Origin of the sequence: Pseudomonas multiresinivorans, from assembly GCF_012971725.1 — a bacterium.
GTDB classification, from domain to species: domain Bacteria; phylum Pseudomonadota; class Gammaproteobacteria; order Pseudomonadales; family Pseudomonadaceae; genus Pseudomonas; species Pseudomonas multiresinivorans.
In genome coordinates this window covers 2,974,666-2,997,397 of record NZ_CP048833.1, presented here as the reverse complement: position 1 = coordinate 2,997,397, position 22,732 = coordinate 2,974,666, and the positions used below count along the sequence as shown (strand labels likewise).

Below are 22,732 nucleotides of genomic sequence, written 5' to 3'. Positions count from 1 at the left end.
CCGCGTATCAGCCGTTCGGCGTCGCGGATAACCGGTAGTACGCCAGCACCAGCTGCACCAGAGCTTCGTCGATGCCCTCCCGCCGTCCCGGGGCCAGGGCGCCGGGGTCTTCCAACAGGGCACGCAGCACGCCGCCCACGGCATGGGCGAGGACGAATACCTCGGCCTCGTCGAGCTTGCGCAATTGCTGGTCGTGGTCGACCAGGCCGTGGGTCACCAGGTGGGTCATGACGCTGCCGCGCAAGGCCGGCAGCGGGCTTCCGCCGCCGCGCGTCATCAGGTAGTGCATCAGCGCCTTGTGCGCGCCGGTGCGCCCGCCATAGGCACTGACGGCGGCGTGGATCACTGCGCGGATGCGCTCGCCGGGCGTCTCCGGCGGGCGACCAGTGAGCGCGCCCATGATGCCAGCAGCCAACGCTGCCAGTTCGCGCCGGGCCAGCTCGTCGAGGATTCGCTCCTTGTTGGGGAAGTACTGGTAGAGCGAGCCGACGCTGACCCCGGCCAACTCCGCCACATGGTTGGTGGTGAAGCCCTCCAGGCCGTGGCGCTCCAGGATGCGCCGCGACGCCTCCAATATGAGTTCGACCTTCTCCAGCGCCCGCGCCTGCCGTGGCAGACGACGGCTATCTGGCTGATTTTCCGCTGTTTTTCGGTTCACCTGGGGCCACCGGGAAAGCGAGTACAGCAAGCGTCGCGTCCTACCTATCATGGCAGCCACATCGAGGCCGGCAAGTCGAGCGGATGAACCGCAGCGGCCGGCGCAGGAGACCCGCCATGAGCCACAAGAGCCACACCGCCCAACTGGACGACGACATCTGCGTGCATATCTTCGCCGCGTCCGGCGCCATGGTCGGCGTTTGCCTGACAGTGGTCGGCATCCTGCGCATCATCGTCGGCCAGCACCGCGTGGACCTGATCGGCCAGGACATGCTCGCGCTGAACACGGTGATCTACCTGGCGACCACCCTCACCGCCTACTTCGGCCTGCGGACCCGCAAGCTGCAACGCAATCACCGTCTGGAACGCGTAGCCGACACCCTGTTCCTGGTGGGGCTGAGCATCACCACCCTGACTACCGCCTTCATCGCCTGCGCCATGTCCTGCTGCTGAAACTCCGATTGAATTCCGCTATCGCTATGTAGAAATATATACGCCGATTAGCCTGTCGCTCAGAGGAAAGGACATGAACACCGCCGTGTACGCCAAGGAAGCCGTTGGCGCGAATTACGCGCTGGAGTCGATGCAATACGCCCAGGCCCGCACCTGGGAAGCCGTGGACGCCATCGCCGCGCAGATACGCCCCGGCATGACCGAACTGGAAGCCGTCGCCATCGGCAAGCAGGTGCTCGCCGAGCGGGGCATGGAGCGCATCTGGCACCCGCTGTTGATCCGCTTCGGCGCCAACACCCTGAAGACCTTCAAGCAGCGCTCCGAGGGCAACCCGGTGCTGGGCGAGAACGACATCTTCTTCATCGACATGGGCGTGGTCTGGCGCGGCCATGAAGGCGATGCCGGCGCCACCTTCGTCACCGGCAACGATCCGGAGATGGCCGCCTGCGCGGCAGCGGCGAAAACCCTGTTCGAGTGCGTCGAGGCGCGCTGGCGCGAGACCGGCTGCAGCGGCGTGGCGCTGTACGACTTTGCCCATGAACGGGCCAGGGAACTTGGCTGGCTGCTCAACCTGGACATCAAGGGCCACCGCGTCAGCGACTTCCCCCACGCCATCTACCGTGCCGGCGATCTGGGCGATTACGCCGAGCATCCGGGCGGCGGCCTGTGGATCCTGGAAATCCAGCTCGCCCACCCGAGCAAGGCCTACGGCGCCTTCTACGAAGACCTGCTGGCCTGACGCGGAGCACAAGCCATGAGCGAAACCGTACTGCTGTTCTCCTACGGCACCCTGCAGGACAAGGCCGTGCAACTGGCCAGCTTCGGCCGCGAACTGCACGGACATGTCGACGCCCTGGTGGGGTTCCGCCAGGACTGGGTGGAAATCACCGACCCTGCCGTACTCGCCACCAGCGGCAAGACCCACCACCCCATCGTCCAGTACAGCGGAGCGGATGCCGACCGGGTACCCGGAACCGTCTTCGAGATCACCCCGCAGGAGCTGCTGGCGGCAGATGCGTACGAGGTATCGGACTACCAGCGGGTCAACGTGCAATTGCAGTCCGGCCTCCAGGCGTGGGTCTATATCAAGGCCTGAGGCGTGTCGCCATTTATCAGGCTGCCTGCTTGGACTCATTAGCGGAGCTTCAGAATCGATCAGTTCATGACCCATGGCGGAGTTTCGGGGACCAAGACGGAGGCCAGGGTGCTCAAGGGCTTCATGCCAATTCCCGACTCGGCAGGGATTGGCATCAAACCCGCCACCCGAGCGATTCGATCATTCGTACCAGTTTTCTTCATGGGTCACCGCGGCAGCCGCTCACTAGACTGTGGCCACTCGCGAGCACCACCCCACTGCACTTCCCTACCGAGAACATCTCCATGAAACTGCTCACTGCCAGTGCCCTCACCCTTGCCGCCCTGCTCGCCAGCCAGGCGTCCATGGCCGAAGAATCTGCCCTGATGACCAACCGCCTGACCGAGGCCAACTACCAGGCCCTGCAAGCCGCTCGCGCCAAGGCCGACGCCGAGCAGCAGACCGCGCAGAACGCTCAGCCGGACACCGAGAAAAAGGCCGGGCAGGACAAGCACTGCTGATAGCGCTGCACACCGGGAGCGCGCCGTCGCTCCCGGTTCCTCCCCCGGCAAACTCGTCACCTTTTGTAGAACCATGGGGAACGCGTGGGCCTTGCTCGCAAACCGCATCCCCTGACCGAACCCACAAGCCTCGATACCCTGCGCCTGCCCTGAGCGCCTTCGTAGGGTGCATAACGCCTGGGCGTTATCCGCCGAAGTGGCGGATAACCCGTTCCGGGTTATACGCCCTACTCGCTGATCCGAGCGGCAGCGCCGTAGAGCGGCTCGTGCATCTTGCAAGCTCCAACCGCATCGACAGCAGCTCTGCTCGCAACAGGGCAATCCGCTGCCCGCCACACCGGTTCCCTGGCATCATTCCGGCAATCCGCCCACAAACATCAGCCTTCATTGATGTCAGCCCAATCAAATATGAATTTTTCCTGATACGGCAGCGCCCTACTCTGGCCACGCGCTGCACTGACAGCGCCAGCTACTCAGCCGTCCTTTAGAGACGCGGGTTCTCGATAACAACTCCAACTGCCCCGAGGATCTCCCATGCGCCCCGTCATGCCTGGCCGTGAATCCCCCTTTTCCCCGAACACCGGAGGCCAGCATGTCTGACCTTCGCAACCCTGCCGTTGCCAACAGCAACGGCGACGAAAGCCTGCTCGCCAGCCACGGCTACCGCCAGGAACTGGACCGCGGGTTGAACCTGTGGTCGTCGTTCTCCGTCGGTTTCGCCACCATTTCCCCGGTCGTCGGCATCTACTCGGTGATGTCCCTGGGCGCCATGAGCGTCGGGCCGTCCTGGGTATGGGTCGTGCCCCTGTGCCTGCTCCTGCAACTGACCGTGGCGCTGGTGTACGCCGAACTGTCCTCGCAGTTCCCGCTGGCTGGCGGCTGCTACCAGTGGGTGCGGCGGCTGATCGGTGATCGTGCGGCCTGGTTCACCGGCTTCCTCTACCTCGCCTCCGCCCTCGCCTCGCTGACCACCGTCGCCTACCTCGGCGGCTTCTGGCTCGGCCTGCTGCTGACCGGCGAGCCGCCGTCGGCCAATGCCCAGGTACTCTGCGGCGCGGCGCTGCTGGCCCTTGGGTTGGCGGTCAACCTGCTGGGCATCAACCCGCTGAAGTACTTCGTCAACGCCGGCATTTTCGCCGAGGCCATCGCCTCCATCGGCATCGGCGTGCTGTTGCTGCTGTTCTTCCGCAACCACTCCTTCGAGATGCTGTTCAGTAGCCTGAATGCCCTGGAAGTCTCCGGCGGCACCTACTGGAGCGGCTTCCTTACCGCACTGGCCGTGGGCGGCTGGGCCTTCCTCGGCTTCGATGCCTGCTCGCAGATTTCCGAGGAAACCACCGACGCCCGCGTCTCCACGCCGCGCGCCATCCTGCGTTCGATGCTGGTGGTCGGGCTGACGGTGATGCTCACCGCCTTCGCCGTCACCCTGTCGTACAAGGACCCGGCCGCCGTGGTCAGCGGGCAGATCATCGACCCGGTAACCCCGGCCGTGGTGGACGCCTTCGGCGCCTGGGCCGAGCAGCCGTTCGTGGCCATCGTGCTGGTCGCCTTCGTCGCCTGCGTGGTCTCGGTGCAGACGTACATCGGCCGCGCCATCTTCGGCATGGCCCGCGATGAAATCCTTCCCGGCTCTGCCCTGCTGCGCCGCGTTGACAAGCGCAAGGTACCGATGGCTGCGATGGTCTGCAGCACCCTGCTAGCCAGTCTGGGCCTGGCGCTGGGGCTGAACGCTACCGCGGTCGGTACGCTGATCGCGTTTGGCAGCGGCGGCTTCTTCTTCGTCTTCCTGATCGTCGCCGCCAGCGCGCTGTACGCCCGCCTGACCGGCCGCTGGGACCCGGACAAGGGCGCGCTGAAGCTCGGCCGCAAGGGCCTGCTGGTCAACATCGTCGCCGTGGTCTGGCTGGTGTTCGAGGCAATCAACGTGGCCTGGCCGCGGGAGATGCTCGCCCCGCCCGGCGCGCCGTGGTTCCAGGTCTGGGCGGTGGTCGTGGTGTTCTCCGCCCTCGCCCTGTTCGGCCTGGCCTACCTGTTCATCGCCAAGCCGCACCGCCGCATCGCCACCAGCCTGAGCTTCGCCGGCCGCGCGGTCGGCTGAGCCAGCTCGGCTGAATCATCGGCGCCGGTCCAGACCGGCGCCCACCTTCCCGCCTTCCCGCCGCTGGCTTCATGAATAGCCGGCACGGGCAGGCCATGCCTGAAATCCGGAGCTTGTAATGTCCACCCTGAACTACTGGAACTACCCCACGGAAATCCTCTGCGGCGTCGGTGCCCTCGATCAGTTGGCCGAACGCTGCCGTCTCGCCGGGATGCGCAAGCCGCTGCTGGTCACCGACCCCGGCATGCTCGAACTGCCGCCGCTGCACGAAGTGCGCCGCCGCCTGGAAGCCGCCGGCATCGACTACGCGCTGTTCCACGGTTTCTCCAGCAACCCCGCGCTGGAGGAAGTCTGCGCCGGCGCCCTCGCCCTGGCCGAAGGCGGCCACGACTCGCTGATCGCCCTGGGCGGCGGCAGCGCGCTGGACGCAGCCAAGGGCATCGCCCTGCTCAGCCGCGATGCGAACGGCCTGCACAATTTCGAATGGTCGCAGCTGATCGAACGCTACCCGACCCTGGGCGATCACCCCGCCCTCGACCTGCCGCCGCTGATCGCCATTCCCACCACCGCCGGCACCGGCTCGGAACTGGGCCGCGAAGCCGTGCTGACCGATACCGCGCGCGGCATCAAGATAGTCGTCGGCCACCGCGAGCTGCTGGCCCGCTCGGTGATTCTCGACCCGGTACTGACCGTCGGCCTGCCGAAGTCGCTCACCGCCGCCACCGGCATGGACGCCCTGACCCATCACCTGGAGTCGCTGTTCTCGCCGCTCTACCACCCGATGTCCGCCGGTGTTGCCATCGAAGGCGTGCGCCTGGTGAAGGAGCACCTGCAGCGCGCCGTGCACAACGGCACCGACCTCGCCGCCCGCGAAGGCATGCTGGTGGCCTCGGCCAGTGCGGCAGTGGCCTTCCAGAAGGGGCTCGGCGGCGTGCACGCGCTGGCCCACCCCCTGGGCGCCAAGCACCACAAGCACCACGGCCTGCTCAACGCCGTGCTGCTGCCGTACCTGCTGGTGGCCAACCGCCCGGCCATCGAAGCCGACGCCACGCGTCTGGCGCGCTATCTGGAACTGCCGGAAGCAAGCTTCGAAGGCCTGCTGGGCTGGGTGCTGGAACTGCGTTCGGCGGTGGGCATTCCGCATACGCTCAGGGAGCTGGGCCTGGACGGCGAAGATGCTCAGTGGGTCGGCGAACAGGCGGTGGCGGACATTTCATCCTCCGAGACCAACGCCTTGCCACTGCTGGCCGAGGACTACTCGCGCATCTACCTCAACGCGGTCAACGGCGTGCTCGCCTGAGGGCTAGCCGAGGCCGTGCACGCTCAGCAGGTCCTCGATGAAGGCACGGGCGGCCTCGCTGCGCGGCCGTCCGGCGTAGGTGATCATGCTGTGCGTCACCTCGTAGCAGAGCTGCTCCGGCAGCAGCGGCTTCATCCGCCCGCGCTCGACCCAGATGTTCGCGTAGTGGGTCGGCAGGTAGCCCAGGTGCGTGCCGGCCAGCACCGAATGCGCCACCGCCTCCATGTGATGCGCGGTGGCGCTGCTGCGTTCGGGGCGGAACGGCAGCTCCTGGTCCGCCGGCAGGAAGCCATGGCGCACCCAGTTGTACTCGGCAATCTGCTCCAGGGTCGGCTCATGCGCCGCGAACAGCGGGTGGCGCTCGCCGCAGAACACACCGATCTCCTCCGTGTACAGCGGCAGGTAATCCAGGGTCGGGCGCGCGCGACTGAAGTAGGAAATCGCCAGGTCCAGCTGGCCGTCGATCACCGCCAGTTCCAGCTCGGTGGGCGAGTTCACGTAAAGGTTCAGCTGCACGTCCTGCTCGCGACCATGGAAGGCCGCCAGGGTCTCGTCGAAGCGCGCCTGCGGCAGGGTCGTGACGTTGTCCGCCAGCCCCAGGTACAGCTCGCCCACCAGCTTGCCCGAAAGCGCCTGCGCCTGGTCGCGGAACAGGCCGATGGCGTCGAACATCGCCTGGGACGCCTCGAGAATCCGCTGCCCTTTCGCGGTCAGGCGGAAACCGCCCTTGCCACGCTCGCACAGCCGATAGCCCAGGCGCTTCTCCAGGCTGCCGATGTGCATGCTGATGTTCGACTGGCTCATGTTCAGCTCGGCCTGCGCCGCGGTGAAGCCGCCGCACTTCACCACGGAGGCGAAGATGCGCAGCAGGCGCAGATCGAGGTCGGTGAAATTCCTGAGCATGGGCAGAGTCCGGCGCTGGGCGGGCGGCTAGTCTACTGCACGGGGCACGGCCAGTCCCGCTGGTGCGATCCGATGGAATCCCCGGCGTGCCCGCGAGTCCCTGCTCAGGTATCCCTGATGGAGAGAAGCCATGCTGCTCGAAGGTTCCTGCCACTGCGGCGCCGTGCACTTCAGCCTGCACAGCGCCCATCCCTACCCTTACCAGCGCTGCTACTGCTCGATCTGCCGCAAGACCCAGGGCGGCGGTGGCTATGCGATCAACCTTGGCGGCGAGGCCGCCACCCTCAAGGTCCGCGGGCGCAAGCACATCAGCATTTACCACGCGAAGCTCCGCGAGGAAGGCCAGCGCACGCGTACCAGTGGCGCCGAACGGCACTTCTGCAGCCTGTGCGGCAGCGGCCTGTGGCTGTACGACGCGCGATGGCCGGAACTGATCCACCCCTTCGCCTCCGCCATCGACACCCCGCTGCCCGTGCCACCCGAGCACACCCACCTGCTGCTGCGCTCGAAGGCGAGCTGGGTCGAAGTGCAGGCCACGCCGCATGACCTGCAGTTCGACAATTACCCGCAGGAGTCCATCGCCCAGTGGCACCAGCGGCTGGGCCTGGAGCGGTAACCGGAGCGCGCTGCCGCGCCCCGGCATGACTCAGAAGGCGATGTTCACCCCCAGTCGCGCCGCATTGTCGCGGCTACCGTCGCCGGTCTGGCCGGAATATCCCAGCTCGACACTGGCCTGCGGCGCCAGTTGCAGGTTGACGCCGACACGCCCCACTGCAGTATTGCGTGCCAGCGGGACACCTGTGACGGTGAAGCTGCCGTAGTCGCCGAGGGTCATCCGGCTCTCGTCCTCCGGCACATCCAGCGCGTGCTGCCAGGCCAGGCTGGTGGTCAGCGCCAGCGGGCGATCGAACAACGTGCCGAGCGGTGCCTTGGCACGCAGGCCCAGGCTGGTGTAGTCGACCCGATCGGTTTCGCTGCCACCGTGCAGCGCGGCTTCGCCACCATGCTCGTTGAAGCTGTCACTGTGTACCTCGACATGGGCGATGCCCGCGAAGGGTTCCAGCTCCAGCTCGGCGAGCTGCAGGCGGTAGCCCAGCTCGCCAAACACTTGCGTGGTATCAGCGTCGTAGCTGGCCTTGAGCTTCTGCTGCTGGCTGCCCACCGTCACATCGCGGCGAGTGTCCAGATCGTTCCAGGTGCGCGCCACGCCCAGGCGCAGGCCAAGGGCATCCCACTGGCCGCCCAGGTAGGCCGCAAGGGTGGTGCTGGAGACGTCGGCCGAGGAGTTCCGCGCATCGACGTCCAGGTCAGCCGTGCCGTAGCCTGTGGCCAGGCCCAGGCGCCAGGTGTCGTTCAGCGCCAGGTCCGCACCAACCAGCATGCCCTGGCTGTTGCGGTCCAGGCTGGCGGCATCGCCGTTGGCGTCGCTGTCGCTGGCCCCGCCGTAGCCCTTGATCCAGACGCCCAGAGCGTTACCGGCGCCATTCTGGCGTGCCTCATAGAGACGGTCGGTGAGCGCCTCGCGCACCTGACGACTGTCGTCGAACAGCGCCGTCCGCGCGCTGGCATGCATCTCGCCGGACAGGCTGTCATAGGCACGCCGCGCCTGTTCGGCACTGAGCCCGGACATCTCGCTCCAGAGCGCCTTGCCAACAGCGGAGTCGATGACCCCGGCCACCGCCCGCTGGTTGCCCGTCTGAGCCACGGAAACGAAGGTGGTGTCGTTGCGCTCCATCACCAGGGTGACGCCAGTGGCCGAGTACTGCAGCGATGGATCGAGGAATGCCAGGTTGCTGGTGACGTTGGCGAAAGTGCCCTGCAACGCGGCAGCCTGGATGATGGCGTAGCTGGAACTGGGCTTCCAGGTACCGGACTCGGCCAGGACGCTGAGGTTCGCACCGTTCAGAGCGACGGTACCGGTGGACACCAGGCGGTCGGTGCTGCCGTCCGGGGCGTTCTCGATCTCCAGGGTCGAGCCGGCGCCCAAGGTTACGTCGCCATCCACAGTCAGCGTGCCGATGGAGTTGCCCGGCGCCAACTTCGCACCATCGGCGAGGGTGACGTTGCCATCGATAACGCCATGGCCACCGAGCGTAGCGCCACCGGAGACGCCCACGTTGCTGGTCAAGCTCGCAGTGGAGCCCGCGCTCCCGCCGACGACCAGACGCCCGTCTTCCACCTGGGTGCCGCCGCCGACGCTGGAGTCGCTCTCCAGCACCAGGGCACCGGCTCCGCGCTTGACCAGGCTGCCGCTGCCGGACATGGCGTTGGCGAAGCTGGCGTTGCTGGCCTGATCCAGGATCAGCCGTGCATTGTTGGTGATGACGCCGCTGCCGAAGCTCTCGACCGAGCCGGTGAGCATCCCCGCGCTGATCAGTGTGCCGCCGCTGTAGCTGTTGCTGCCCAGGGTCAGGTTGCCAGCGCCGGTCTTGGTCAGCGAGCCCGTGCCGGATATCGCGTTGGCCAGAGTGGCGTCACTGGTCTGGTCAAGCACGAGCGTCGCGTTGTCGACGATCGCGCCGTTGCCGAAGCTGCCCGCCGAACCAATGAGCGTGCCCGCCTTCACCAGCGTGCCACCGGTGTAGCTGTTGTTGCCGCCCAGCACCAGGGTGCCGTCGCCGAGCTTGGTCAGTGCGCCGCCGCCGGAAAGCTCCTGGCCGAGGGTGAAGGTGTTGTCGGCATCAGCGATGTCCAGACCACCACCGGCCGCACCGAACACGACGTCGCGCGCCGTGCTCTGGAAACCGTTGCCGGTGACGCGCAAGGTGCCACCCTCGAAGTCGAGATTGGCGGAGGACGCGCCGAGGTTGGCGTCGCTGGAAACCGATAGGGTGCCCAGGCTCAGACGCGTGCTCTGCTTGTAGTTGTTGGCGCCATTGAGCACCAGAGTGCCCAGCCCGGTCTTGTCGATACCAGCGCCGAACAGCGAATTGTCGATAGACGCTGTCCAGCCGCTCGATACCTGACTGCCGTCGCCGACCCGCACTTCGCCCAGGGCGCCCAGTGTGGCGCCGGTCAGCGCCAGGTTGTCGCCGACCAGGTGATAGCCGTCGCTGGCGAACTGAATACCCTGCGCCGCGATGGCGCCGCTGCTGTTATCGACGGTCACCGTGCCGGCCGCACCGCCGAAGATGGAGAACGCATCGTTGGGATTGCGCCACGCGGTGGTGCTGCCCGTGGCGTCCGTCCAGTTCGCACCGGCCTGCGACCAGACGCCGGAGCCGCCGCCCATCTGCGATGCGCTGGCAAGGCCATCGGCGTTCCAGAAGTTGAGCGAGAGACTGGCCGGATTGATCAGGTTGATCTGCCTGGCGCCATTCAGGATCTGCAGGGTCGGCCCCGGCGGTGGAAGGAGGCCGCCGCCGCTCATGGTCAGTGTGCCGCCCCAGTCGAACAGCCGGTAGATGCCTGGGCCATAGCCGCCCGCATTGGTCAGGTTCAACTGGGCACCCTGCAGATTCAGGTCACCGGTCACCGAGACGCTGTGGCTGGCCCCCGGCGTCGAGAATCCACCGGAAGCACCCAGGCTGAAGTCCGCCTGGCTACCCTGGCGCAGGGTCAGGTCGCCGTCGATGGTGAACACCCCGACAGGGGCACCCGAAGCAAGATGACCGCCCGAGGCCACATCGACATTGCCAGCCACGGTGCCGAAGCCACCCAGCGAAGCGCCGCTGGAAACGGAGATCGGCCCCTCGACGCGCGCCGATGCATGACTGCTGTCACCGACCAGCAAACTGCCGCCCGTAATCTGGGTGCCGCCGGTGTAGGTGTTGATGCCATTGAGGGTCAGGGCGCCGCTGCCCACCTTGTTCAACTGCCCGCCCGCACCGCTGATGACACCTGCGTAATTGCCTGATGCCAGGGACAGGGTGCTGGCACCCAGCCTGACTGCGCTGCCAGTGCCGCCAACCAACGACCCCAGGGATTGGCCAGGCTGCGACGACAGGTTCAGCGTGGCGCCGGTATTCACCGTGGCCATCAGGCTCGGGTTACTGATCGTATTAAGGGCCAGCGTTCCGCCGTTGACGGTGAGGCTACCGGCCAGATAGTTGCCGATGAGCGTCAGCTCGCCCGATCCCTGCTTCAGCAACTGCCCCGAACCAGAGATATCACCCAGATAAGTCGTGGAAAGGTTGCTATCGACGGTCAGTGCGCTCGTGCCCAGCAAAATAGAGCCGCCAACGCCACTCAGCGCTGCCACCGTCTGAGGGCCGGCCTGGCCCAGGTCCAGTACGGTTCCGCTGCTCAGGCTAAGGGCCCCACTCGACAGTCCGCCAGGGTGAACTACCAATGTACCGGCGGCAACTCTGGTGGCACCGCTGCTGGTATTGTTGCCACTGAGTGTCAAGGTGCCGGTGCCGGACTTGACCAACGCTCCCGTGCCGGACATTGCGCCGGAATAGGTGCCATTGGAAGACTGGTTGAAGGTTACGGTGCCGCTGTTGACGAGGTTGCCTCTGATGCTGTCCGTGTTCCCCACCAGGGTCGAGCTGGCGCCGACCTGGATATTGCCGGAAAGGCCGGCGTTCACCCCACTCAGGGAGACCACCGGAGCCGTGATATTCAGGCCACCCGTGCCGCCGATACTGCCGCTGAGGGTGTAGTTGTTGGTCCCCGCCAGCGTCAGCCCGCCCAGGCCCAGAATGAACGGGTTGCTCATCGTCACGTCACCCAGCGAACTGATCAGCGTGCCGCCCTTGGCCTGGATGTCACCCTGACCCAACTCGGTGCCGGTCGCCAGGATCACTGCGCCGCCGTTGAGCTCCACCGACGCCCCTGGCACCAGCGCTCTGCCGCTCAGGGTCCAGGCGCCGCTGTTGACCCGCAGATCCTGGAAATTCAGATAGGTGTCGCCAGAAGCCGAACCCGAACCCGCTGTTCCGGACCCGGTCCCGGCCGAAGGCAGGACGTTCTGCAGCACCAGGGTATTGTTGTAGCCACCCGCCTCGACCGTGCCGGCCTTGGCGAAGCTCAAGCCGTTCATGCCATCGACGGGGATGGTATCCGTCGTGCTGCCTCCGGCAGTGATAGACGAGCCTGTCACGGCGGTGAAGGTATTGCGGCCGTCGGCGCCCAGGTAAACGCTGCCGCGGATTTCTCCGGCGTTGGCGAAGCGGTTACCGACGCCAAGGATCCCGGGGGACTGCAGTGCGACGCGGCCGGAGATGGTCGCACCCTGGTCGTTGACGAAATCCACTGCGCTGCCGCCGACGATGGCAATAGCCGCCATATCCCCGTCCGCCTGCGGCACGCCATCAATCGAACGGGCCATGATCATTCCCGTATTGATCACCTGGGTAGTACCACCGCTGCCATTCTGCACGAGCATTGCCAGGCCGCTCAGGGTGTTCGTCGAGGCGCTCTCCTGGCCCCGTGCTCCAGCAATGACTCCAGAGTTGCTGATGGTGACAATACTTCCGTTGGCGTTACCCACGACCACTCCCGTCGACTGGATGGCGATGGGCCCCAGCGCGCTCGGATCGATAATGCCGTAGTTCCTCAACGTCACATTATTGCCCGTCAACTGCAGCGCGGTGCCGCCGCTGCCTAACAGGACGCCCAGCGAGCCTCCCGCCGCCACGGTGACATCAAGGTTGTCCGCAGCGTTGCCGTAATGGGGCAACAGCGGATTGGCCGCGCCACTACAGCTGACCATGATCGGGGAGCTCTGCGTGCAACCTGCCTGCACCGCCGTGCTCAACCCGGAAAGCGCGAAGAGCGCCGCCCCACAGACGGCAATACGGCTCGCCACCCCGCCCACTGACGAACGCCCACCGCGCGATTGCGTTGCCAGCTCCGACGCCGCCTGCCAGGCGCCCAGCCGACGGTTCCATACCAGCCGGTAGATGTGATTCAAGACCTGCTCCTCAAGGTAAACGGCGCTCCGGGTTCTGTGACCCGGTGGCCAACACGGAACGGACAGCCGTGACCTTCACCGCCGCGATGGCGGCGCAGGAGTCGAGATGCGGAAAAGCACGCAGGAGAATGCATCGCACCCTCCCTGGTGTAGCGCATCGCAGGATCACGCTTGTCGTCCTTGTTATGGGTGATGACCGATACACCACGCGGCCTGGACCCGGCGCTCGAACGGCAAGGCTTGGCCCCGCCGAGCATGCGACACCCTGACGCAGTGGTGATCGATTGGCCGCGAGGGTAGCAGACTGCCACTAACTTGTAGGAAAAATCTTGCACTATCGTTCAGGAAAATTGCGTCAGCCCTCACGCCCGCCAGAACGGCTTGGCGATCTCCGTCGCCACCTGGCGCCGCGTCAGGCCGATGTCCTCAATCAGGTGCGGATTGGCCCTGGCCATCACGGCGAGTTGCTGGCGAAGTCGGGCACGGGCCTGCCAGAGCGCCAGCAGTTCGAGCACGGCCGACGGGCTGAAGTGCCGCGGCGGAGCTTCCGACAGCAGCAGGCGGGGAGTATCGTTCATGACAGCCTCCATGGACTCGGACCTCATGGGTCAAGCATGGAGAGCGCCCGGCAAGCCGTCCTTAAGTGACGCCAAACACTTCCAAAAACTTGCAAAGGGGGCGGCATGCAGCAATCGCGTCTGGCTTTCGGTCCCTTCGTGCTCGACGGCGCCAGTGGCACGCTCAAGCGCAACGACGTTCCCGTGGCCGTTGGGTTCCGTGCGCTGAACCTGCTGAGCGCCCTGCTCCAGCGTCCGGGTGAAATCCTCGGCAAGGCCGAACTGATGGACGCCGCCTGGCCGGGCCTGGTGGTCGAGGAAGGCAACCTCACGGTGCAGATCGCCCAGCTGCGCAAGGTGCTGGGCGAGGCCCCCGACGGCAGCCGCTGGATCACCACGGTGCCCCGCGTCGGCTACCGCTTCAGCGCAAGCGTGGAGCGCCTGGTCGAGGCGCCGCGTGCGTCGCTGTCGTTGCCGGATGAGCCTTCGATTGCCGTGCTGCCCTTCGTCAACGGCAGCCCCGACGCCGAGCAGGACTATTTCGTCGACGGCCTGACCGAGGACCTGACCACCGAGCTGTCGAGGGTTTCCGGCCTGTTCGTGATCGCCCGCACCTCGGCCTTCGCCTACAAGGGCAAGGCCATGGACGTGCGCGAGATCGCCCGAGAACTGGGCGTGCGCTACCTGCTCCAGGGCAGCGCGCGCCGCGCCGATGCCCGTGTGCGGATCAACGCCCAGCTGGTGGATGCGCTCAGTGGCGAACAGCTCTGGGCGGAGCGCTTCGACCGCGAACTGGAGGCCGTCTTCGCCGTGCAGGACGAGGTCGCCGGGCACATCGTCCAGGCCCTGCTCGGCCATCTGCGCACACCCCTGCCCCGCAATCGCCCGAGGAACATCGAGGCCTACGAACTGTGCGTACGCGCCCGCCAGCTGATGGACGACTCGCCGCTGGCCGCGCGCGAAGCACACCTGATGCTCAGCCGTGCCATCGCCCTCGATCCGCAGTACGCGGAAGCGCGTCGCTGGCTGGCGATGAACCACTGGATGGGCTGGATACACAGCGGCGGCCCCACCCAGGCGGAGCGCGACACGGCACTGCAGCGGGCGCGCGAGGCCGTGGCCATCGACCCCAATGACGCCGGCTGCCGCTGGAGCCTGGCCTACCTGCTGACGTACGAACGGCAGTACGCCGAAGCCGACCGGGAGTTCCAGCGCGCCATCGAACTCGACCCGAACGATGCGGACGCCTGGGCGGCGCTGTCCGACGTCACGGTCCTGGCCGGGCACATCGACGAAGGCCTGGAGCACATCCGCCGGGCCTTTCGCCTCAACCCCTTCCCCGCCGGCTGGTACTACCTGACCCTCGGCCAGGCACAGTACGCCGCGCGCGATTACCAGGGCGCCATCCAGACCCTGCGCCGCGACGAAACCTACCGCAGCAGCTCGCGGCGCTTCCTCGCCGCCAGCCTCGCGCAACTCGGCCGGCTGGACGAGGCCCGCGCGGAAACCGAATTATTCCTGGTGGGCAATCCGAACTTCAGCATCCGCCACTGGGTGGAGACCGAACCCCTGCGTGACGCGGCAGTGCGCATGCACTTCGTCGAAGGCTTCCGCCTGGCCGGCCTGCCGGATTGACCCCATGCATGGCCCCGTAGGGCGGATAACGCTGGGAGCGTTATACGCCCTACGCCAGGCATCGCCTTTCCATGAGCCCCGGGAGTTGGCGTCGAGTCAGGTCTGCGACAGGAGGGCGCCACGGCCGTCGACACGCAGTTGTAACCCTTACCGGCTAACGTGTTCGCCCACCTTTCGCCCCGGCGCTGCCAGAAGACAGACCATGACGGTAGACACCAACCCCGCCCGCAAGCAGTTCCTGATCCGCTCGGAGAACATGAGCGCCGACGATTTTGGCGAACTCTACACGCGCCTGTTCGGCAACCTCTATTCGGGTATGCCGCGCCCGGAAAAGCCTATCGCCATCGGCGGGGCCTATGGCCGCTATGAAGGCGTGAGCTTTCGCCGGCTGAGCTTTCGCGGCGACCTGCTGACCGAGATGCCGGACCTCGACGACGAGATCACCTTCATCTTCCCCAGCGCTGGGCGCGTCGTCTTCAACCAGTCCAGCGACAGCGTCGGCCTGCCGAGCGTCGGCTTGGCCATGGAGAAGGCTTCGGTACGTTCGGTGGGTTTCATCGATGGCCACGCACACCACGGCCTGTCGGTGCGCCGCTCGTTGTTCGCGCGCCGACTGGCAACGCTGCTGGGCCGGCCGATCACCCACAAGGTGCGCTTCCAGCCACGGGTGGATTTGAGCAACGAGGCCTTCCAGGGCATCAAGGCGATCGTCGCCATGGCCACCGGCAGCGAGTTCGACCTGCTGATCAATTCCAGCGCGCTGATGCCGGCACGCCTGCAGGAAATGCTGGTGGATTCGGTGCTGGAAATCTGGCCGCACAACTACAGTGACGCGCTCAGGCGCCCTGCCCCGCAGATCGCGCCGCGCCACGTGAAACTGGCCATGGACTATATCCAGGAACATCCGGACGCCCTGGTCAGCGGCAGCGACCTGGCCGAGCTGAGCAACGTCAGCCTGCGCGCCCTGCAGGAAGGCTTCCGCCGTTTCGTCGGCAGCTCCATCGTCGCCTACCAGCGCGAGGTGCGCCTGCAGCGCGCCTATGACGCGCTGCAGCAGGACGGTTCGCAATCGGTCAGCGAGATTTCCCTGGCCCTGGGCTTCAGCAACGTCGGGCGCTTCTGCCAGTACTTCCAGAGCGCCTACGGCATGAGCCCGGCGGATTTGCGCAGGAACCTGTCGACGCCTGCCTAGGGAAGCCAGCGCACCCTGCTCTTAACGCTCGCCGGCAAGGCTCCAGCCAGCTCGGTTCGCGAGCAAGCTCGCTCTTACGAAGAGCTCGAAACCCTGTAGGAGCGAGCTTGCTCGCGAACATCGCCACCAACACGGCAATGCAGATCCGCCCGACTGGCTCGAAAGCAAAACGGCCCGCCGCGTATTCCGCGACGGGCCGCTTACCTAGGCTGCCACCGATCAGAACTGGTAGCTGGCCTTCAGGCTGCCACTGGCACCGTGGCTGCCGCTGCCGCCCAGCGCGCCGACTTCGGCGCCGACGCTGAACTCGCCCTGGCTGGCGGTCAGGCTGAACGCGCCGTTGAACTGGTCGCGGTTGTCGAAGGCCGCGCGCTGGGAAACATCGAAGCCCAGCAGGTGGCCTTCGCTGTCGACCTTGTAGTCGCCCAGCGCATGGTCGTAGCCGACCTCCAGGCCCGGCACCATCTGCCAGCCACCACCCAGGGGCACTGGGGCGAACGAGGCCTTGAGGTTGGCGTAGGCGCTGCGGCGGTTCTCGCTGATATCGTCGACATCCAGCGCAAGCTCGCTGCCCTTTTCCTGGAAGCCGTCGAGGTCAAGGTGGCTGTAGCGCAGGCCGATGCTCGGCTCCAGGGTCACGGTGGACACCGCCGTGCGGTAGCCCAGCGCGGCACTGGCGCCGCTCAGATTGCCGCTGGTGTCGCCTTTGGCCTTGCCCAGGCCGCCACCGATATCGCGTTTGCTGTCGTAGTCGAGCCAGCCGTAGCTGAGGTCGGCGTCGACGAACAAGCCCCGCTCCAGCCCATCGAGGGCGAAGCGTGCGCCGCCACGGACGAAGGTCAGGTCGGTGTCCACATCACCGCCGGCACCATCAACGCTGCCCTTGCTGTAGCCGAAGCCGGCGTTGCCACTGAGCTGCTCGGAGAAGCGCTGGGTGACGCCAACCAACATGCCCTGGGTGTGCTCGCTGCTGCTTTCGGCGTTGGAGGTGGCGGAGTTGCCCTGATAGCCCGCCAGCGCCGTGGTCCACAGGCGGGTCTGCCCGGTTTTCAGGTCGACGCCGCTGGCATAAGGCGCGGCGGCGCGGTCGATCAGCGCGTCCTGGCGCAGCAGGTAGCTGGCCGCGTCGGCATGCACCTGGCCACCAACGGTGGATTCGACGCCACCGAGGGTGCCGGCGTCGATGGCCGATTGCAGGTAGTAGTTGTAGGCGGTGTAGTCACCGGAGAGGCTGCTGTTCTGCAGCTGGGTCAGCAACTGCGCGCCGGCGGCCGCGTTGCCGGAAAGACCTGCGACGCCAGGCAGGGTGCTGTAGTAGACCATCTTGCCGCGCAGCACGTAGAGGGTTTCCTGGGACAGGCCGAGGCCTTCCTTCAGGTAGTTGTCCATCGTGCCGTATTCAGCGGTCACCTCGTCCAGACCGGCCTGCAGGTAGCTGGCCTGCACGCCCAGCAACGGCTCGTAGATGGCCGCCATGCTTGCCGGCAGCATCGCCAGGGTCGCCTTGACCCGCGCGGCGGTGTAGTCGTTGGTGGCCAGGTAGTTTTCCATGATGGTCTGGCTGTCCACCCCGGCGATGCTCAGCAGCACCGCGGCGGTCCAGCCGGTGCGGTCCTTGCCGGCGGTGCAGTGGAACAGCGCGGCACCGTCGGCGGCAGCCAGTTCGTTGAACAGCGCGGTGAACTGGCCGCGCATGCCGGCGTCGTTGACGAAGGCGCGGTTGGTCTCTTCCATCATGGCCACGGCCTGGGCGGCGCTGCTGAAGGAGATGTTGGTGACGTTGGCGCCGGAGGTGGTGCTGCCGATAATGTCGATGTTCTGGTAAGCCGCCCCGGCAGGCAGGGTATCCGGCGTGCCGGCGATCTCGCTGGGGGTGCGCAGGTCGTAGACATTGCTGATGCCCAGGCTGTTGAGGATCGCCAGGTCATTACCCTTCGGGGTCAGGGCGTTGGAGCGGTAGAACACACCGGAGCGCATCACGCCGTCGTTGGTCGTCGTATAGGCGGTGGTAGTGCCGGCGAGATCGCGGAAGTTATCGATGCCGGTCAGCCGCGGAGTGTCCAGGTTGTAGGTCTCGGCTGCGTTGGCACAGGCGATGGACAGGCTGAGCAGGGACAGGGAAAGCAGAGCACGATGGAACACGATGTAGCCTCTTTGAGCTTTGTTGGCGGGGCTACTATCGGTGGCGCTCGGGACTCGAATGTGACAGTTCCGCGCCCGGCGCAAATGGGCGCGCGATCTGTCCGCGAGCTGCGTTTTCTGTCCGTGCGGCTAGTCTTCCCGGCGCCCGGAAGACTCACGGTCGCGCTCGTAGTGGTGCATCGAAGGGAACGCCGGCAGCCAGCTCTCGCGGCGGCAGGTCCACAGCTCGTAGGTGGGTTGGTACTGGCCCGGCGCGTCCAGCGCGCCGAGGCTCACCTCGACCTCGTCGGCACTGCGACCGAACACCGAAGATCCGCAGCGCGGGCAGAAGAAGCGCCCGTCGTACTCGCGGGTTTCGCCTTCGATGCGCACGGCGCTCTCGGGGAAGATCGCCGATGAATGAAACAGGGCGCCGTGGTGCTTGCGGCAATCCAGGCAATGGCAGATGCCGACCCGATAGGGCTGACCCGTGGCTTCGATCCGCAGATTGCCGCACAGGCAACCGCCGGTAACCTTGTCCATGCTGCACCTCCTCGCAAGGCTGGGATGATTGTGACTCTGTCATCCGCGGGGCGTTCAGTCCTCCAGACCAACACACTCCAGCAGCGACCCGTGCCATTGCCGATTGTCCAGCAGCACCGGCAACAACCCGCTATGCCCGGCACCCGGCACCACCAGCAGCTCGCGCCGGCTGGCACGGGTGGCGGCGGCGTGCAGGCGCTCGGGGATTTCCAGGGGGATCACGCTGTCCTGCTCGCCGGCGATCACCAGCAGGTGGCCACGGAAGCGCCCGAGGATGTCCCAGGCGTCGCTGTCCACCCAGCTGCGCGGTCGACGGATGATCGCCGAGAAATCCGGCCCGAACGGCACCTCGTGTGCTTCGGGGGTGTAGATGCCGGGGACGATGAGGATCAGCGCCTGCACGTCCAGTTCTTCGTTCAGGCGCAGGGCGTTGTAGGCGCCCATGCTGATGCCGGCCAGCGCCGTGGGTCGTACCCCAGCGCTGGCCATGACCGAGCGAGCCTGGTGGCTGCGACGTTGCAGGGAGGATTCGGCGAAGACCCCGCCGGTCTGGCCGTGGCCGACGCAGTCCAGCGCCGTCGAACCTACGCCGCGTTGCCACAACGACTGACGCAGGCCATCCCACACCGAACGGTTACTGGCCCCGCCACCGTGAATGCCGAACAGGTGCAGCGGCGAGTCGCCGCTCAGCGTATCGGCGTGGAGCTCGCGCCCCTGGAAGGGCACACGCAAAGGGACGGGTGACGACATGCAGCAGACCTGGCGGAATGGACCTCGGGAAGGGCTGCGAGCATAGCCGATCCAGCGCACGACGGGCCGATTTGGCCGTTTCGCGATATTCGTCGTCCGGATCGCGTGAGACAGCTGCCAGCAGCGCGCCTAGCATAGGCCACCCAACTCGAAGAACCCGGCGCCCTGCCCGCGCGCCCTCCCTTGCTGCCCCGGAGTCCCATGTCTACCACTGCTTCCCCCCTGGCCACGCCGACCGTGGCCAGCCAGGCCAGCCCGCTGGTGATGCGCGTGATCGGCGCCTGTGCCCTCGCCCACCTGACCAACGACCTGATCCAGGCCGTGCTGCCGTCGATCTATCCGGTGCTCAAGGCCAACTATGGCCTGAGCTTCACCCAGGTCGGCCTGATCACCCTGACCTTCCAGCTGACCGCCTCGCTGCTGCAGCCCTGGGTCGGCTATCACACCGATCGCCACCCCAAGCCCTGGCTGGCGCCGCTGGGCAGCGTCTGCACGCTGATCGGCATCCTCATGCTGGCCTTCGTCGGCAGCTTCCACGCCATCCTGCTGGCGTCGGCGCTGGTGGGCATCGGCTCCTCGACCTTCCACCCGGAAACCTCACGCATCGCACGGCTGGCCTCCGGCGGGCGCTACGGGCTGGCGCAGTCCACCTTCCAGGTCGGCGGCAATGCCGGCAGCGCCTTCGGTCCCTTGCTGGCGGCGGCCATCATCATCCCGTACGGTCAGGGCCACGTGGCCTACTTCGGCCTGTTCGCGGTGTTCCTCGTCGGCGTGCTCTGGGGCCTGAGCCGCTGGTACCGCAACCACCTCAGCCTGTTCAAGCTCAAGGCGGGCGGCGTGGCCACCCATGGCCTGTCCAAGGGCCGCGTAACCGCCTCGCTGGTGGTGCTGGCACTGCTGGTGTTCTCCAAGTACTTCTACATGGCCAGCTTCACCAGCTACTACACCTTCTACCTGATCGAGAAATTCGACCTCTCGGTGGCCAGCTCGCAGCTCTACCTGTTCGGCTTCCTCGGCGCGGTTGCCGCCGGCACCTTCTTCGGCGGCCCGGTGGGCGACCGCATCGGCCGCAAGGCGGTGATCTGGTTCTCCATCCTCGGTGTCGCGCCCTTCACCCTGGCGCTGCCCTACGTCGACCTGTTCTGGACCAGCATCCTCAGCCTGGTGATCGGCTTCATCCTCGCCTCGGCGTTCTCGGCCATCGTGGTCTACGCCCAGGAACTGGTACCGGGCAACGTCGGCATGATCGCCGGGGTGTTCTTCGGCCTGATGTTCGGCTTCGGCGGCATCGGCGCGGCCTTCCTCGGCCACCTGGCCGACATCCACGGCATCGAGTACGTCTACACGCTGTGCTCGTTCCTGCCGCTGATGGGCTGCATCACCATCCTGCTGCCGTCCACCAAAAAGGCCTGAGGCATTACGCCTTACGAACCTGGCGCGCTGGCTGGATCAGTCCTCCCGGCGCTCTGGTTCGGTGGCGTGCACGAACACCGTGTAGGTGTCAGCCGGGTGCGCCACGCAGGCCTGGTCCAGTGCGCGGGCGATGGAGCCGCGGTGGTAGGTCGCGTGGTTGAGGATGTGGAAGAACATCTCCTCGCGGGTCAGGCTGCCGTTGCGGCCGTCGGTGAAGCGGAAGCGAATGACTTCGCGCCCCTGCTCCGGGGTCAGCGCGGCGAGCTGCTCGACGTACCACTGGCCGGAGGTCAGCAGGCGCTCGCGCAGCTCGTCGTAACCGGGCACCACCTGGGTATTGGTGGCCGGATGCGGGTCCGTTTCGCCCTTCAGCCGTGCGCGGAACAGGTCCTCGACGATGGCCATGTGGTTGAGTTGCTGGAGCGCGAAGGCATGCTCCTCGGGGAAACGCCCGGCGTCGATCTGGGCAATAGCGTCCAGTGCCCGAAGGTCCGACCAGCACTTGTAGGCGAAGGCCTGGGTCAGCATCGCGATTCCTCGTCAGTGGCGAAGGCGGCACTGTAGCGCATCCGGGGCTTGGGTTGTGCCGGTCCAGCTGCCAGAATGACGACAGCCCCAAGGACGATTCGCTGCCATGAAAACCCCCGATATAGAAGCCATCCGCGCCTTCCTGCTGGTCGCCGACCTGAAGAGCTTCACCCGCGCCGCCGAGGTCGCCGGCACCACCCAGGCAGCGATCAGCCTGAAGATCAAGCGACTGGAAGAATCCCTCGGCCGCGCCCTGCTGGAGCGCACACCGCGCCGCGTCACCCTGTCCGCCCAGGGCTCGGTGTTCATTGCCAGCGCCCGCCGCCTGCTGCAGAGCTACGACGACACCTTGCGCTGCTTCGATGCGCCGCGCCGCACCCTGCGCATTGGCGTGAGCCATCACATCCTCGGGGCCGACCTGAGCCACTGGCTCCAGCGTCTGGCACAAGCCGATCCGGAGGTGATCGTGGCCTTCAGCCTGGGCACTTCGCGGCAGATGCTGGAGAGCTACGAGGAAGGCGCGCTGGATATCGCACTGATCCTGCGCCACGACAACCGCCGCCAGGACGGCGAGGTGATCGGCAGCGAACGCTTCGGCTGGATGGCCGCCGAGTCGTTCGAACTGGACGATGGCGCACCGCTGCCACTGGCGATCCAGCCGGCGCCCTGCGGCATGCGCAGCATGGTCAGCAGCGCGCTGCAGGGGCATAACCGCAGCTGGAGCGAAGCCTTTGTCGGCTCGGGAATTCTGGCCATCGGTGCGGCGGTGTCGGCCGGTATCGGCATTGGCGCCATGGTCGAGCGCATGGCGCCGGCGGGCTGCGTCGATGTGCGCGAGCGCTTCGGCCTGCCTGAATTACCACCCCGCGACGTGGTGCTCTATTGCGCCCATCGCGACGCCCAGACACGCGTGCTGATCGGCGCACTGAGCCAGGCCATCACTGCCTGAGCCTTAGTGCAGGAGCACGCCCAGCCGCGCCAGGAACAGCGCCAGGGCGACGATCAGCGAGCCGCAGAGGGCGACGGCAGCGAAGTGGATGAAGGCGAAGTCACGAGCTTGCAGCGGTTCCTGGTCCATGAACGGCACTTCCTGAACGACGGTTGGGAGCCGCCAGTATCGAAAGTGCCG

At 66.4% G+C, this 22,732-nt stretch carries 20 protein-coding genes; 11 read left to right on the top strand and 9 right to left on the bottom strand.

What is annotated here, in order from left to right:
- Positions 1-7: 7 nt before the first annotated feature.
- Entirely contained in the window at positions 8-658 is a 651-nt protein-coding gene (locus G4G71_RS13750) for a TetR/AcrR family transcriptional regulator (RefSeq protein WP_205896265.1), read from the bottom strand.
- A 116-nt stretch (positions 659-774) separates the two neighbouring features.
- On the opposite strand from G4G71_RS13750, the gene G4G71_RS13745 reads away from it, so the two are divergent.
- From G4G71_RS13745 to G4G71_RS13720, 6 genes are all read left to right on the top strand, one after another.
- Positions 775-1,110 carry a P-loop NTPase family protein gene (locus G4G71_RS13745; RefSeq protein ID WP_169938399.1) on the top strand — a complete coding sequence of 112 codons (336 nt, stop codon included), beginning with the start codon at positions 775-777 and terminating at the stop codon, positions 1,108-1,110.
- A gap of 73 nt (positions 1,111-1,183) precedes the next feature.
- Positions 1,184-1,849 carry a M24 family metallopeptidase gene (locus G4G71_RS13740; protein WP_169938397.1) on the top strand — a complete coding sequence of 222 codons (666 nt, stop codon included), beginning with the start codon at positions 1,184-1,186 and terminating at the stop codon, positions 1,847-1,849.
- 15 nt (positions 1,850-1,864) lie between these two features.
- On the top strand, positions 1,865-2,206 hold the full coding sequence (locus G4G71_RS13735) for a gamma-glutamylcyclotransferase family protein (RefSeq protein ID WP_169938395.1): 342 nt from the start codon (positions 1,865-1,867) through the stop codon (positions 2,204-2,206).
- A 284-nt stretch (positions 2,207-2,490) separates the two neighbouring features.
- On the top strand, positions 2,491-2,706 hold the full coding sequence (locus G4G71_RS13730) for a hypothetical protein (RefSeq protein ID WP_054907130.1): 216 nt from the start codon (positions 2,491-2,493) through the stop codon (positions 2,704-2,706).
- 592 nt (positions 2,707-3,298) lie between these two features.
- A complete protein-coding gene (locus G4G71_RS13725) occupies positions 3,299-4,804 on the top strand; it encodes an APC family permease (RefSeq protein WP_169938393.1) in 1,506 nt (501 codons plus the stop codon).
- A gap of 118 nt (positions 4,805-4,922) precedes the next feature.
- The gene (locus tag G4G71_RS13720) at positions 4,923-6,104 is read left to right on the top strand and encodes an iron-containing alcohol dehydrogenase (protein WP_169938391.1); all 1,182 of its coding nucleotides are present in this window, start codon (positions 4,923-4,925) and stop codon (positions 6,102-6,104) included.
- A gap of 3 nt (positions 6,105-6,107) precedes the next feature.
- On the opposite strand, the gene G4G71_RS13715 is transcribed toward G4G71_RS13720, so the two are convergent.
- Positions 6,108-7,007, bottom strand: coding sequence for a LysR family transcriptional regulator (locus tag G4G71_RS13715; protein WP_054907133.1), 900 nt, complete (start codon positions 7,005-7,007; stop codon positions 6,108-6,110).
- Positions 7,008-7,137: 130 nt separating this feature from the next.
- Between G4G71_RS13715 and G4G71_RS13710 the strand changes: the two genes are divergently transcribed.
- A complete protein-coding gene (locus G4G71_RS13710) occupies positions 7,138-7,623 on the top strand; it encodes a GFA family protein (protein ID WP_169938390.1) in 486 nt (161 codons plus the stop codon).
- Positions 7,624-7,653: 30 nt separating this feature from the next.
- Here G4G71_RS13710 and G4G71_RS13705 read toward each other — a convergent pair whose 3' ends face one another.
- Positions 7,654-12,864, bottom strand: coding sequence for an autotransporter domain-containing protein (locus G4G71_RS13705; protein WP_169938388.1), 5,211 nt, complete (start codon positions 12,862-12,864; stop codon positions 7,654-7,656).
- Between the two features lie 362 nt (positions 12,865-13,226).
- Positions 13,227-13,442: a DUF1127 domain-containing protein gene (locus tag G4G71_RS13700; RefSeq protein WP_169938384.1), complete on the bottom strand. Its 216-nt coding sequence runs from the start codon at positions 13,440-13,442 to the stop codon at positions 13,227-13,229.
- Between the two features lie 105 nt (positions 13,443-13,547).
- On the opposite strand from G4G71_RS13700, the gene G4G71_RS13695 reads away from it, so the two are divergent.
- Together G4G71_RS13695 and G4G71_RS13690 are read left to right on the top strand one after the other, a co-directional pair.
- Positions 13,548-15,056: a winged helix-turn-helix domain-containing tetratricopeptide repeat protein gene (locus G4G71_RS13695; RefSeq protein WP_169938382.1), complete on the top strand. Its 1,509-nt coding sequence runs from the start codon at positions 13,548-13,550 to the stop codon at positions 15,054-15,056.
- Positions 15,057-15,258: 202 nt separating this feature from the next.
- On the top strand, positions 15,259-16,248 hold the full coding sequence (locus G4G71_RS13690) for an AraC family transcriptional regulator (RefSeq protein WP_169938380.1): 990 nt from the start codon (positions 15,259-15,261) through the stop codon (positions 16,246-16,248).
- 219 nt (positions 16,249-16,467) lie between these two features.
- Here G4G71_RS13690 and G4G71_RS13685 read toward each other — a convergent pair whose 3' ends face one another.
- The 3 genes from G4G71_RS13685 to G4G71_RS13675 all read right to left on the bottom strand — a co-directional run bounded on the left by G4G71_RS13685 (position 16,468) and on the right by G4G71_RS13675 (position 19,662).
- Positions 16,468-18,390 (bottom strand): tyrosine-protein phosphatase, encoded by a 1,923-nt coding sequence (locus tag G4G71_RS13685; RefSeq protein WP_169938379.1) that lies wholly within the window; start codon positions 18,388-18,390, stop codon positions 16,468-16,470.
- A gap of 129 nt (positions 18,391-18,519) precedes the next feature.
- Positions 18,520-18,912, bottom strand: a complete 393-nt coding sequence (locus G4G71_RS13680; RefSeq protein WP_169938377.1) for a GFA family protein — start codon at positions 18,910-18,912, stop codon at positions 18,520-18,522.
- Between the two features lie 54 nt (positions 18,913-18,966).
- Positions 18,967-19,662, bottom strand: coding sequence for an alpha/beta fold hydrolase (locus G4G71_RS13675; protein ID WP_169938375.1), 696 nt, complete (start codon positions 19,660-19,662; stop codon positions 18,967-18,969).
- A 201-nt stretch (positions 19,663-19,863) separates the two neighbouring features.
- On the opposite strand from G4G71_RS13675, the gene G4G71_RS13670 reads away from it, so the two are divergent.
- A complete protein-coding gene (locus G4G71_RS13670) occupies positions 19,864-21,075 on the top strand; it encodes an MFS transporter (RefSeq protein ID WP_169938373.1) in 1,212 nt (403 codons plus the stop codon).
- 36 nt (positions 21,076-21,111) lie between these two features.
- Here G4G71_RS13670 and G4G71_RS13665 read toward each other — a convergent pair whose 3' ends face one another.
- Positions 21,112-21,603: a DinB family protein gene (locus G4G71_RS13665; RefSeq protein ID WP_169938371.1), complete on the bottom strand. Its 492-nt coding sequence runs from the start codon at positions 21,601-21,603 to the stop codon at positions 21,112-21,114.
- A gap of 106 nt (positions 21,604-21,709) precedes the next feature.
- Between G4G71_RS13665 and G4G71_RS13660 the strand changes: the two genes are divergently transcribed.
- The gene (locus G4G71_RS13660) at positions 21,710-22,552 is read left to right on the top strand and encodes a LysR family transcriptional regulator (RefSeq protein ID WP_169938369.1); all 843 of its coding nucleotides are present in this window, start codon (positions 21,710-21,712) and stop codon (positions 22,550-22,552) included.
- 3 nt (positions 22,553-22,555) lie between these two features.
- Here the strand turns inward: G4G71_RS13660 and G4G71_RS30050 are convergent, their stop codons facing one another.
- Entirely contained in the window at positions 22,556-22,681 is a 126-nt protein-coding gene (locus tag G4G71_RS30050; protein ID WP_256233810.1) for a hypothetical protein, read from the bottom strand.
- Positions 22,682-22,732: the final 51 nt, after the last annotated feature.